Source organism: Roseateles sp. (assembly GCF_036404855.1).
Classification (GTDB): Bacteria; Pseudomonadota; Gammaproteobacteria; order Burkholderiales; family Burkholderiaceae_C; genus Pelomonas.
Genome location: NZ_DASWYS010000365.1, coordinates 1 through 12,201, shown reverse-complemented (window position 1 = coordinate 12,201; position 12,201 = coordinate 1). Strand labels below are relative to the sequence as shown.

Sequence of the window (12,201 nt, the reverse complement as noted above, 5' to 3'; positions counted from 1 at the left end):
ATTCGCGAGGTCTATCTGACCTCCGGGCGCAGCCGCAAGCTGAAGTTCGGTCGCTACGAGGTGACGGTCAAGCATGCCCCGCGCTGGATGCTGGCGTTGGGGGCCGGCCAGGCCGGTGCGGCCGTGCGGGCGCTGGCCTGGATGGGTCCGTCACATGTGCGCGAGTCGTTGGCAGCCTTGCGGCGGACCCTTCCGTCCACGGAATGGCAGGCGCTGACGTCGGGGCGTGCCGGCCTGCCCTCGTGGATGGCCAGGGCGATCGGCGAAGAAGCGGTCCGTGGCTGAGTCCTACTTCTCCCTCAGCGACGCGGACCGGGCCGAAGTCCTCGAAGTGGGCCGGGAGCGGACCGGCCGCCCGGCCCATCTGCTGGAAAAGGACGTCTAGGTCGTCTGGACGCTCGGGACACTATTCGGGTCTTCGGTCGGTACGGACTTGACGTTCAAGGGCGGCACGTCGCTCTCCAAGGCCTACCGGATCATCGACAGGTTCTCGGAAGACCTCGACTTGACCTACGACATCCGCAAGCTGATCGCCGACCTGACGGGAGGTGAGGAGTTCTTGCCGTCCAGTCGCAGCCAGGCCAGCAAATGGACGAAAGCCGTGCGCGACCGGCTCCAAGGGTGGATCGCTGGCACGGTACAGCCCGTGATTCAGGAGGCACTCGACCAGGCGCAGCTCGGTGCGAAGCTGGAAATCTCAGGCGCAGAGCAGGACAAGTTGCTCCTTCACTACCCGGCGGTCAAGCAAGGGACCGGGTATGTCGCTCCGGTCGTCACCTTGGAGTTCGGCGGCCGTGTGACCGGCGAACCGCACGCGGCCATGCCTGTGACATGCGACATGCGACATGCGACATCGATGGTCACGTCGACGGCGTGACGTTTCCGACTACATCCCCTGTGGTGATGAGCGTCGCCCGGACCTTCTGGGAGAAGGCAACCGCCACGCACGTCTATTGCGCCCAGGGACGGATCCGAGGCGAGCGCTATGCGCGGCATTGGCACGACCTGGCCGCCATCATGCGGAGCTCGCACGTCGATGCCGTCGTCAAGGATCGCGACGTCGCACGCGCGGTCGCTGAGCACAAGTCGTATTTCTTCCCCGAGAAGGACGCCGCAGGCAACACAGTCGACTACTTCGCCGCCATCTCAGGTGCCTTGCACGTGGTGCCCGAGGGGGCCGCACGCGACGCCCTCGCCGTCGACTACGCCAGCATGCTCGAAGATCAAGTCATGGTGGGGGACGCCCTGCCCTTCGAAGACCTCATGCTGGCCTGCGGGGAAGTTGCAGCCAGAGCTAACGAAGCTAAGCCTTGAGTACACAGCCACGTTAAGGACCACCGGCCGCCTCGGCGCTTGGTGCATGAACGGCATACCTTCAGGCTTCGGACAGGCCGGACCTCGACATCGAGCAAAACGACCCACATGACCCAGCCATCTGAGCGTCGCCGCGCATTGCGTTGGGGGCGAGATACCTTGGCCGCCATCATGGCGGATCCGGGCGTGCCGCCCGGCATGTGGCAGGAGGCCGAAGCCCTCATGGCCGCCTATCCGGACGATCGATCACCTGGAGCTTGATCAGCAAAACACTGGGCTTGGCATGAAGATCCTCCTCGTAGACTGCGACAGCGTCCAGCGGGGGTGGGAGGAGCAGTACTTATCGACATTGGCCTTTCGGTAGGCCAAGCCAAGATCATGGAGTCTTGTCACTGGAACTTTCCGGGAGCGTCCATTTCAATCGGGACGCGCAGGCCATTCACTGTCCGGCGCGGACCGTACCGGCTATCCCGACCCGACGCTTTCGTGCGTCGCAGGCTCAATCCTGTATCCGCGCCGTCGCTCAAATTCACGGTACTGCTCGGAGACTTCCGCGTCCTCATAGTTGCCTGCGACGGCGTCACCCACCCCATTGCCGTCCAGGCCCGGCAGTCCGCCGATCATGCCGCCCCAGGCTTGGCGTTCCTGGCTCTCCCCCACGAATGGCAGCAGGTAGGCGTCCAGGATGCCCTTACCCGGCGTAGCGATCTCGGCGCTGAGAGCGGTCAAGTATTCTGACTTACGCGTGCGGTGCCATTCGATGCAGAAGCCGGCGCGATAGCACAGCTCGGTGTGGACCACCAGCATGGTGCGGCCATTGCCATCCAAAAAGGGATGGCCAAAGGCAAACAGCCCCATCACCTCGCCGGGACGTTGCCGCATCTGGCGCTCGTCGCTGCCAATGCGCAATCCTTCTTGCACCGCCAATTCCGCATGCCCGGGATGGCAGAACCACGTTCCAGCCTTGGTCACGGCGATCTCCGGCGCCGTGGTCGCACGGTCCTGGCCGGCCCAAGGATATAAGCCCTCGAAGAGAATGCGATGGACCGCAAGGAAATCTTCATAGCGCAAGGCATCCCGCCGCTTCGCCAAGTGCGTGATGGCTTCGTCCAGACTGGCGCGGAACATCTGGTGTTCCAGTTCTTGGACGATTTGCGGATCCTTCTCGGCGAACTTGTTCCGCAGGTAGCCGGCCGTCTCGAAATCCTTGAACGGATCAAACACCCTGCTTGCGCTCCCTCAAGTAGTTCACGAGCAACTTCGCCATGTCGTCCTTGGTCAGCTTGCCTGCACGCTTGAGGGCGACCAACAGATCCTGCACCGGGCCGGAACGTACTTCGTCTCCGGCTAGGCGGGTCACCGTCTCCGCCCATTTGTCGGCGGGCGTCGGCACATACCGAACCTTGTGAAAACCCGCAAGCCGGCGCACATAGTTGCCCACATCGGTGGTCGGAAACGTCGCTGAATCCCACGGCTTCCCATTGAATGCCGTGAAAGTTCTGCGGTTGCGATTGTTGACGTATTGCACGGTGCCTTGGCCCAGGGCCAGCTTGCGGGAGACACGACGGTCACCTGTGTCCAGCACAAGCGTGCCATCCCCGCCGTCTTTCACCTGTGCCTTGAGCTTGCGCGCCACCTCGCGCGCCAGCGTCTCAACATTCACGACCGGCGTCACCTCGTGCGTGGATTCGTCCAAGCAGGCCTTTGCGTAAACGCCAGCGCCCAGGCGAAGCAGTTCTCCGTCGCGCTGAAGCGTCTTCAGGGCTTCAGAAACCTGCGATGCGCTGCCCAGCGGCGCGAGCTCGGCGCGCAGCACGACATGGCCAGAGCGGCGTCGAATCGACTGGCGCATGCGGTCAGCGAGCTTCATCGTGGAACCCATGTATTGATTTTAACAGCTTGGTGGCAAATTTCCCGAAAACTCAAACACCATCAACCACATAGGCGCGCAATAAATGCCGGACATCAGGCAATACTTGCGCCCCTTCCGCCGAGCCTCTAACAACTCGGCCGGCAGCAGGCAAATCCCTACGCCAGCGCAGGTCCCGCGCCTTTGCGACCCACAGACGGCTCGATGCTGGCTTCCGCCAGTCGCTAGGTGCAGCGGTGGAGGCTTCGGAACACCTGCTTCAGATGACACCCAAGGACGATGATTCGGGGACGGTGCGAGCGCCGACGGGCGAGCGACTCTTGTCGGTGGCAAGGTTCGATCAGGTGGTCGTCGGCATTTCTGGCGGGATGGCCGAGATGCACACAGCGCACCCCATGGCCTTCGCCCGGATCAATCGGCGGATTCACCGCGGGATCTCCTCTCAAGGTGCCGAAAGACCTGCTCCAGGCGGAACTGGTTGAGGAGATGGTGCGCTGTACCTTCCGCAATTGATGGTCGAGCCTGAGGAGACAGCTGCCCCCTTCCCGGCAGCCCACCCGCATGGCCTCCGACACCCAGCCCACCGAGGCGCCCACAAAACCGAAGCGCGGGCGCCCAAGGAAGCTCTGATCCATGGCGTTCGATGTCCTGCCCTGGGTTCGTGCCGAGGGCCGCACGCACCATGTGCAACAGCGTCTGGTTGGCGCAGGCCAGGGCGTTGCGCATGAAGTGCACGCGGCATTGCCGCCAGCGGGAGGCCAGCGCAACCCGCACAATTCTCCGCGCGAGCGCATCGCGCCGGCTCTGAGCATTGACGCCGCTGCGCTCAACTTCTCGGCAGCAGGTCAAACACGCAAAAGGCAATGGATTCGATCAACCTGGTTCCGGCCACCCACGAAGAAGCCGAGCACATCGCTGCGGAACTGCGGAGCTTCAACGGCATCCGGGTTCCCTCGCTGAGATTCGAGCCCATCTGGCTCGCAGCCAAGGATGCTGAGGGTCGCCTCGTCGGCGGCGTGGTCGGCGAGGTCTATCTGAACTGGCTTGAGATCGGGGTGCTTTGGGTGGATGAAGCCTGGCGGCAGACGGGTCTCGGAGGACGCCTCCTCAAGGCGGCCGAGCAAGCGGCGCTCGACAAGGGCGCAGAGTCTGCCTTCCTGGATACCTTCGCATGGCAGGCTGAAGGCTTCTACCGGCACCATGGCTACGAGGAGTTCGGGCGGCTGGAGGACTTTCCCGTCGGCAGTGCCAGGGTGTTCCTTCGCAAGACGCAGATCTCGAAGCCCCGGTGACCGCAAGCTTACCGTGGCAGCACTAAGCCTGCCGCCTCGCTCAAGAACGGCTGGGGGGTCTCGTCCACGGGCGCCCGGCGCAAGTCATGCCAGGTCTTGCAAAGGATGTTGGTCCCTCGCCCAGGGGCTGACGAAGAAGGCGGCCACCTCGGCGGCGTCGATGCCGGCCACGCTGGCGGGAGACCAGCGCGGCGCATGATCCTTGTCGACTGCGAGCGCGCGAATGCCCTCGACGGTCTCGCTGCGCGCCGCTCCGCGCATGTGGAAGCAGTGATGCACCAGGTCCCGCTCCAGACGCAGATCGTCGGCCAGGCTGAGCTTGCGACCGCGGCGCACCAGCTCCAGCGTCACCGCCATCATGGTCGGCGAGCGTGTCAGCAGCAGCTCGTGGGTCTGACGCGCCCAGTCGTCGCCAGCCTTGCCCAGGGAGTCGAGGATGCCAGCCAGCGTCGGCTCGCCGAAATGGCGGTCGATGCGCTCGGCCGCGGCCTTGGGGTCGGCGGCGGGCGCGAGGTCAGCGCGCTCCATGACCGTGGCGACGACATGCTCGGCGCTGGGCTGGGCGCTGGCGCGCAGCGCTTCGACCAAGTCGGTCCACTGCGCGGCGGGCACGTAGACGTCACCGAGACCCCATTCGATGGCGTCGCCGGCCGCGATGGCCTGGCCGGTCAGTGCCAGCCATTCGCCCACGTGGCCGGGGCATTGGGCGAGAAAGTAGCCGCCACCCACGTCGGGAAAGAGGCCGATGCCGGTCTCGGGCATGGCCAGCTTGGAGCGCTCGGACAGCACGCGAAGCTTGGCGCCCTGGCTGATGCCCATGCCGCCACCCATGACGATACCGTCCATCAGCGCAACGTAGGGCTTGGGGTAGTGGTGGATCAGGTGGTTGAGGCGATATTCCTCGGTGAAGAAATCGCCCAGCGCCGGGTCGCCCGCGTGGGCGGCCTGGTGGAAGAAGCGGATGTCTCCCCCGGCACAGAAGGCCGGCGCCTTGCCCTCGCGACCGGCGCCGAGCACGGCCACGGCCTGAATCTCGGGGCGCGCAGCCCAGTGGCGCAGCAGCGCCGTCATGTCCCGGATCATGGCCAGCGACAGCGCGTTCAGCGCCTGCGGGCGGTTCAGCGTGATGAGGCCGAGGCAGCCGTTGACATCGGCCAGGACTTGGCCGTCGGACACCAGGGGCGGGATCAGGTCGTTCATGCTTTCTGGAGTGCAGTTTTGACGGAGGAGGGAGCGAAGGCTTCATTGAGGATGAGGGCGAGCAGCACAAGGCTACCGCCGATCAGCGCCGCGTTGCCTGGGTGTTCGCCCGCAAACGCCCAGGCCCACAGCACGCCGAGCAGGGTCTCTGCCTGTCCCAGCAGCGCCATCTCGTGGCTGGGCAACTCGCGTGCGAGCCGCACGGCCAGCAGGCAGGGCACGGCGAGCTGGAAAACCCCGAGGAAGGCCAGCAGGCCCAGGTCATGCGCACTGGCCTGCAGCGGCCATGCCAAGGGCAGCATGACGGCCATGGAGATCAGCGCGCCGATAAGCACGGCGGGCAGCATGTCTCCCTGCCGGCCCACCTTCTGCAGCAGGCACCAGTTGCTGGCCGCCGCGAGCGGAACGCCGAGGGCCACGACGACGCCGAGCCAGGGCCCGCCGAGTTGCCCGCCAAACATCCAGGCGATGCCGGCACCGGCCAGCGCGATGGCCCACCAGGTGCGCGCGGGCACCGGCTGGCGCAGGAAAGCCCAGGCAAACACCGCAGTGAACAGCGGCGACAGCGACATCGTCACCAGCACATTGGCCACCGTGGTCAGCGACAGGGCCACCATGAACGCCGTGAACATGACGGCCCAGCAGACACCGGACGCCCAGACCGCGCCGCCACGCATGGCACTCAGCAGCGCCCTCCCCCGCATCACCCCGAGGATGGCCATCAACGCCAGCGCATTGAACGTGCTGCGCCAGAACGTGATCTCGAAGCCCCGCGCCGCATCCAGGTGCCGCGTGACAACGCCCGCCGAACTCCACATCAGCGTGACCAGCAGCATCAGAAGAACAGCGCTACGGTGGCTCATCAACGAAGAACGCCCCTGAAAAGGGGCGCGGGCAAAACTGTGATTGAAGCCCCCTGCGGGAGGGGGCTGGGGGAGCACAAGGCGCCGCGCCAGCGCGAGGCCTGAGCCTCAGGCGCGCGCCGCGCGCTTGCGATCGTTCTCGGACAGGTGACGCTTGCGCAGGCGCACGCTCTTCGGCGTGATTTCCACGAGTTCGTCGTCATCGATGAAGTCCACGCCGTATTCCAGCGTCAGGTCGATGGGCGGCGTGATCTTGATCGCGTCTTCCTTGCCGGACACGCGGAAGTTGGTCAGCTGCTTGGTGCGCGTCGCGTTGACGACCAGGTCGTTGTCGCGGCTGTGGATACCGACGATCATGCCTTCGTAGACCGGATCGTTGGGCTTGACGAACATGCGGCCACGGTCGTCCAGCTTGCCCAGCGCGTAGGTGAAGATCTCGCCGTCGTCCATGGAGATCAACACACCGTTCTTGCGGCCGCCGATGTCGCCCTTGTGGGCTTCATAGCCGTCGAAGATGGACGAGATCAGTCCCGAGCCACGGGTCAGGTTCATGAACTCGTTCGCGAAACCGATCAGGCCACGCGCGGGGATGCGGTACTCCAGACGCACGCGGCCATGGCCGTCCGGCTCCATGTTCAGCATCTCGCCCTTGCGCAGGCCCAGCGCCTGCATGACGCCACCCTGGTGGGTTTCCTCGACGTCGGCCGTCACCAGCTCCATGGGCTCGCTCTTGACGCCGTCGATGTCCTTGAACATCACGCGCGGCTTGGAGACGGCCAGCTCGTAGCCTTCGCGGCGCATGTTCTCCAGCAAGATGGTCAGGTGCAGTTCACCACGACCGCAGACCTCGAAGATGCCATCCTCGTCGGTCTCGGAGACACGCAGCGCGACGTTGTGCTGCAGTTCCTTCTGCAGGCGGTCCCAGATCTGGCGGCTGGTAACGTACTTGCCCTCGCGGCCGGCCAGCGGGCTGGTGTTGACGCAGAAGTTCATCGTCAGCGTCGGCTCGTCGACCTTCAGCATGGCCAGCGGCTGCGGGTTGGTCGGGTCGGTCACGGTGACACCGATGCCGATGTCCTCAATGCCGTTGATCAGCACGATGTTGCCGGGACCCGCTTCGGTGACCTGCACACGGTCCAGACCGTGGAAGGTCAGCACCTGGTTGATGCGACCGTTGACGGCCTTGCCATCGGGGCCTTCCATCACGGTGACCTGCTGGCCGGGCTTGATGGTGCCCTGGCTGATGCGGCCCACACCGATGCGGCCGACGAAGGTGGAGAAGTCCAGTGCCGAGATTTGCAGCTGCAGCGGGGCGGTCGGGTCGCCCTTTTGCGGAGGCACGTGCTTCAGGATGGTGTTGAACAGGGCCGACATGTCGGGGCCCCACTGCTCGCCCGGCGCGCCCTCTTCCAGCGAGGTCCAGCCGTTGATGCCGGAGGCGTAGACGACGGGGAAGTCCAGTTGCTCGTCGGTGGCGCCCAACTTGTCGAACAGGTCGAAGGCGGCGTTGATGACGGCGTCCGGCTTGGCACCCGGCTTGTCGACCTTGTTGACGACCACGATGGGCTTGAGGCCCAGGGCCAGTGCCTTCTTCGTGACGAAGCGCGTCTGCGGCATCGGGCCTTCCTGGGCGTCGATCAGCAGCACCACGCCGTCCACCATGGACAGGGCGCGCTCCACTTCGCCGCCGAAGTCCGCGTGGCCGGGCGTGTCGACGATGTTGATGTGCGTGCCGTCCCAGCTGACCGCGCAGTTCTTGGCCAGGATGGTGATGCCGCGCTCGCGCTCGATGGCGTTGCTGTCCATGACGGTGTCGACGACCTTCTCATGGTCGGCGAACGTGCCGCTCTGGCGCAGCAGTTGGTCGACCATGGTGGTCTTGCCATGGTCGACGTGGGCAATGATGGCGATGTTGCGGATCGGGGTGGTCATGACAGCTTGCTTCTAAAAAAACCGGTTCAGGCGGAGAGCAGCGCCTGGACCTCCGGCGGGGTCAACAGACGGTCGGCGATCAGCTCGCCGGAAGTGATGTGCGCGCTGCCCAGGAAGGCCTTGTCCTCCGGGCCGTAGACGCGTACGCGCTCGGCATCCGGCGCGTCGACGCGGCGGCGCAGGCCGGACAGGAAGCGGGTGGCGTCCGCCAGGTTCAGGCGCAGTTCGGGTGCGTCGGCCAGCAGCCGGTCGGGCGACGTGAGCAGCGCAGCGCGTTGCTCGTCAGCCATGGCCTCGATCTGTGCCAGCGTGACCGCACCGTCCAGCGTCAGTCCGCCAGAGCCAGTGCGGCGCAGCGCGGCCAGCGACGCACCGACGCCCAGCTTGGCGCCGATGTCTTCGGCCAGCGTGCGGATGTAAGTACCTTTGCTGCAACGGACGTCGAGGGTCACGGTGCCAGCCTGCATCGCGACGATGTCGATGCTGTGAATCGTCACACGGCGGCTCTTGCGTTCGATCTCGACCCCGGCGCGGGCGTATTCGTACAGCGCCTTGCCTTCGTGCTTCAGCGCCGAGTACATCGGCGGCATCTGGTCGATCTCGCCAGTGAAGGCTGCGCAAGCGGAGGCGATCTGCTCGGCCGTGATGTGGTCCGGGTCGTTGCGTTCCAGCACCTCGCCCTCGGCATCACCCGTCGTCGTGCGTATGCCCAGGGCCAGCGTCGCGAGGTAGCGCTTGTCGGCGTCCAGGCTGAGCTGGCTGAACTTGGTGGCCGCGCCAAAGCAAAGCGGCAGCAGGCCGGTGGCCAGCGGGTCCAGCGTGCCGGTATGGCCCGCCTTCTCGGCGCGCAGCAGCCACTTGGCCTTCTGCAGCGCGTCGTTGCTCGACAGGCCGAGCGGCTTGTCGAGCAACAACACGCCATGCAGCGGGCGGCGCTGGATGCGCACCCTCTGAGGCTTCGCGGCGACCGCGGCTTCAGTCATTGGGCTCCTCGTCCTCAATCGCGCGAGTGGCGTTGGCCTTGTTGATCAGCGCCGTCATCTCGGCGGCGCGCTCGGTGGTGCGGTCAAACTGGAAATGCAGCGTCGGCACGGTGTGGATCTGCAGTCGCTTGAACAGGCCGTTGCGCAGGTAGCCGGCCGCCTCGTTCAACGCGGCCTGCGTCTCGGCGGCGTCGCCGATCAGCACCGAGAAGAACACCTTGGCATGGGCGTAGTCGGGTGTGACCTCGACCGCGCTGATCGTCGCCATGCCGATGCGCGGATCCTTCAGCTCGCGGATCAGCTCGGCCAGATCACGCTGGATCTGGTCGGCGACTCGGAAGCTGCGGTTGGGGATTGCACGTTTGTGTCTCATGGCGCTTTCCTGAAACAACAAACCCCGCCCCTTTCGGGCGGGGTCTGCGGGGTTAACCCGTGGACCGGAAGATCAGAGCGTGCGGGCCACTTCCTTGATCTCGAAGAATTCGAGCTGATCACCTTCCTTGATGTCGCTGTAGTTCTTGAGCTTGATACCGCACTCGAAGCCTTCCTTGACCTCGCGCACATCGTCCTTCTCGCGGCGCACCGACTCCACCTCGCCCGTGTAGACGACGGTGTTCTCGCGCAGCAGGCGGAAGCGAGCACCACGGCGGACCAGACCACTGGTGACCATGGAACCGGCCACCGTGCCGATCTTGGAAGCGACGAACACGACGCGGATCTCGGCCGTGCCCAGTGCTTCCTCTCGTTGCTCGGGAGCCAGCATGCCGGACATCGCCTTGGTCACATCGTCGACGGCGTCGTAGATGATGCTGTAGTAGCGCAGGTCGACCGCGTTGCCCTCGGCCAGCTTGCGCGCACCGGCGTCCGCTCGCACGTTGAAGCCGATGATGACGGCCTTGGACGCGATGGCGAGGTTGATGTCGCTTTCGCTGATGCCGCCCACCGCCGCGTGAACGATCTGCACCTTGACCTCGGCGTTGCTGAGCTTGAGCAGCGAGGCGGCCAGCGCTTCCTGCGAACCCTGCACGTCTGCCTTGATGATCAGCGGCAGGGTCTGCACGTCGCCGGCGCCCATCTCGCTGAACATGTTCTCGAGCTTGGCGGCCTGCTGCTTGGCCAGCTTGACGTCGCGGTACTTGCCCTGACGGAACGTCGCCACTTCACGGGCACGGCGCTCGTCGCCCAGCACCATGAACTCGTCGCCGGCCTGCGGCACTTCGGTCAGGCCCTGGATCTCGACCGGGATGGACGGGCCAGCTTCGGCGGTCGCCTTGCCGTCTTCGTCCAGCATGGCGCGCACGCGGCCGAAGGTGGAACCGGCCAGCACGACGTCGCCGCGCTTCAGTGTGCCGCTCTGCACCAGCACCGTGGCAACCGGGCCGCGGCCCTTGTCCAGCTTGGCTTCGATGACCAGGCCCTTGGCCATGGACTCGACCGGCGCCTTGAGCTCCAGCACTTCAGCCTGCAGCAGCACCTGCTCCAGCAGCTCGTCGATGCCCTGGCCGGTCTTCGACGACACGCCGATGAATGGCGAATCGCCGCCGAACTCTTCCGGCACGACCTCTTCAGCCACCAGCTCGCTCTTCACGCGCTCGGCGTTGGCATCGGGCTTGTCGATCTTGGTCATTGCCACCACGATCGGCACGCCAGCAGCCTTCGCATGGTGGATGGCTTCCTTGGTCTGGGGCATGACGCCATCGTCAGCTGCGCAAACGAGGATGACGATGTCCGTCGCCTTGGCACCGCGGGCACGCATGGCCGTGAAGGCCGCGTGACCCGGGGTGTCCAGGAAGGTGATCATGCCGCGCGGCGTCTCGACGTGATAAGCGCCAATGTGCTGCGTGATGCCGCCGGCTTCGCCAGCCGCAACACGCGAGCGGCGGATGTAGTCCAGCAGCGAGGTCTTGCCGTGGTCGACGTGACCCATGACGGTGACGACCGGCGCACGCGGCAGCGACTCGTGCTGCTGCTCGGCCGTCGTGCCCTCTTCTTCGAGGAAGGCGTCCGGATCGTCCAGCTTGGCGGCGAAGGCCTTGTGACCCATCTCCTCGACCAAGATCATGGCCGTTTCCTGGTCCAACTGCTGGTTGATGGTGACCATCTGGCCCAGCTTCATCAATTGCTTGATGACCTCGGCGGCCTTGACCGACATCTTGTGGGCGAGATCGGCCACCGAGATGGTCTCGGGAACGTGGACCTCTTGAATCTGTTGCTCGACCGGCGCCTGGAAGTTGGAATGGCCGTTGCCACCACGGTCACCACGGCGGCCGCCCGCGCCACCTCGGGCCGGAGCACGCCAGTTGCCGCCGCCACCCGGGCGGTTGGCACCGGCGGGGCCGGAACCGATGGTCTTGAGGCCACGCTTCTTGGCCGCATCGTCGGCCCAGCTGGACGACAGCTTCTCGGACTTGACCGATTTCTTGTCGCCCGGCTTGCCGGTACCGGCACCTGCGGCGGCGCCGGCCGGTGCCGGAGCGCCGGCCTTCTTGTGGATGGTGCCCTTGATGCCTGCACCTTCAGCGGGCTTGGGCTCCTCGGGCTTCTTCGCGACCAGCACCTTCTTCGGCGCATTCATCATCGCGCGGATCTTGGCGGCCTCTTCCTCGGCGGCCTTGCGGCGGCGGGCGAGGTCGTCCTGCTTCTGCTTCTCCTCAGCCGCAGCGTCCACAGCCTTGACGACGCGCAGGGCCGGCTTGGCGGCCTCGGCGGGCACGGGCGGCGGCGGGGCGACGACGTCAGGCGCGGGG

At 65.6% G+C, this 12,201-nt stretch carries 12 protein-coding genes and 1 pseudogene; 5 read left to right on the top strand and 8 right to left on the bottom strand.

Annotated elements, in window-relative coordinates; translation table 11 throughout:
- The 4 genes and pseudogenes from VGF12_RS24510 to VGF12_RS26250 all read left to right on the top strand — a co-directional run.
- Positions 1 to 285, top strand: a pseudogene (locus tag VGF12_RS24510) (hypothetical protein); the annotation flags it as partial.
- A 148-nt stretch (positions 286 to 433) separates the two neighbouring features.
- Positions 434 to 877 carry a nucleotidyl transferase AbiEii/AbiGii toxin family protein gene (locus VGF12_RS24505; RefSeq protein WP_331178666.1) on the top strand — a complete coding sequence of 148 codons (444 nt, stop codon included), beginning with the start codon at positions 434 to 436 and terminating at the stop codon, positions 875 to 877.
- 26 nt (positions 878 to 903) lie between these two features.
- Entirely contained in the window at positions 904 to 1,314 is a 411-nt protein-coding gene (locus VGF12_RS24500; protein ID WP_331178665.1) for a nucleotidyl transferase AbiEii/AbiGii toxin family protein, read from the top strand.
- Positions 1,315 to 1,422: 108 nt separating this feature from the next.
- Positions 1,423 to 1,575: a BPSL0761 family protein gene (locus tag VGF12_RS26250; RefSeq protein WP_414710196.1), complete on the top strand. Its 153-nt coding sequence runs from the start codon at positions 1,423 to 1,425 to the stop codon at positions 1,573 to 1,575.
- Between the two features lie 204 nt (positions 1,576 to 1,779).
- On the opposite strand, the gene VGF12_RS24495 is transcribed toward VGF12_RS26250, so the two are convergent.
- Together VGF12_RS24495 and VGF12_RS24490 are read right to left on the bottom strand one after the other, a co-directional pair.
- Complete coding sequence (locus tag VGF12_RS24495; RefSeq protein ID WP_331178664.1) at positions 1,780 to 2,538, bottom strand: Fic/DOC family protein; 759 nt, start codon at positions 2,536 to 2,538, stop codon at positions 1,780 to 1,782.
- A complete protein-coding gene (locus VGF12_RS24490; RefSeq protein ID WP_331178663.1) occupies positions 2,531 to 3,184 on the bottom strand; it encodes a hypothetical protein in 654 nt (217 codons plus the stop codon). Before VGF12_RS24490 ends, VGF12_RS24495 begins: the two co-directional genes overlap by 8 nt.
- A gap of 863 nt (positions 3,185 to 4,047) precedes the next feature.
- Between VGF12_RS24490 and VGF12_RS24485 the strand changes: the two genes are divergently transcribed.
- Positions 4,048 to 4,476, top strand: coding sequence for a GNAT family N-acetyltransferase (locus VGF12_RS24485; RefSeq protein WP_331178662.1), 429 nt, complete (start codon positions 4,048 to 4,050; stop codon positions 4,474 to 4,476).
- A gap of 84 nt (positions 4,477 to 4,560) precedes the next feature.
- On the opposite strand, the gene VGF12_RS24480 is transcribed toward VGF12_RS24485, so the two are convergent.
- The 6 genes from VGF12_RS24480 to infB all read right to left on the bottom strand — a co-directional run.
- A complete protein-coding gene (locus VGF12_RS24480; RefSeq protein ID WP_331178661.1) occupies positions 4,561 to 5,676 on the bottom strand; it encodes an enoyl-CoA hydratase/isomerase family protein in 1,116 nt (371 codons plus the stop codon).
- Positions 5,673 to 6,539 carry a DMT family transporter gene (locus tag VGF12_RS24475; protein ID WP_331178660.1) on the bottom strand — a complete coding sequence of 289 codons (867 nt, stop codon included), beginning with the start codon at positions 6,537 to 6,539 and terminating at the stop codon, positions 5,673 to 5,675. The genes VGF12_RS24480 and VGF12_RS24475 overlap by 4 nt, the downstream gene beginning before the upstream one ends.
- A 108-nt stretch (positions 6,540 to 6,647) precedes the next feature.
- Positions 6,648 to 8,471, bottom strand: a complete 1,824-nt coding sequence (gene typA / locus VGF12_RS24470; protein WP_331178659.1) for a translational GTPase TypA — start codon at positions 8,469 to 8,471, stop codon at positions 6,648 to 6,650.
- A gap of 26 nt (positions 8,472 to 8,497) precedes the next feature.
- Positions 8,498 to 9,454, bottom strand: coding sequence for a tRNA pseudouridine(55) synthase TruB (gene truB, locus VGF12_RS24465; RefSeq protein ID WP_331178658.1), 957 nt, complete (start codon positions 9,452 to 9,454; stop codon positions 8,498 to 8,500).
- Positions 9,447 to 9,827, bottom strand: a complete 381-nt coding sequence (rbfA, locus tag VGF12_RS24460; protein ID WP_331178657.1) for a 30S ribosome-binding factor RbfA — start codon at positions 9,825 to 9,827, stop codon at positions 9,447 to 9,449. Before rbfA ends, truB begins: the two co-directional genes overlap by 8 nt.
- A gap of 72 nt (positions 9,828 to 9,899) precedes the next feature.
- Positions 9,900 to 12,201 (bottom strand): translation initiation factor IF-2 (gene infB, locus VGF12_RS24455; RefSeq protein WP_331178656.1); only part of this gene is annotated, 2,302 nt, incomplete at its 5' end.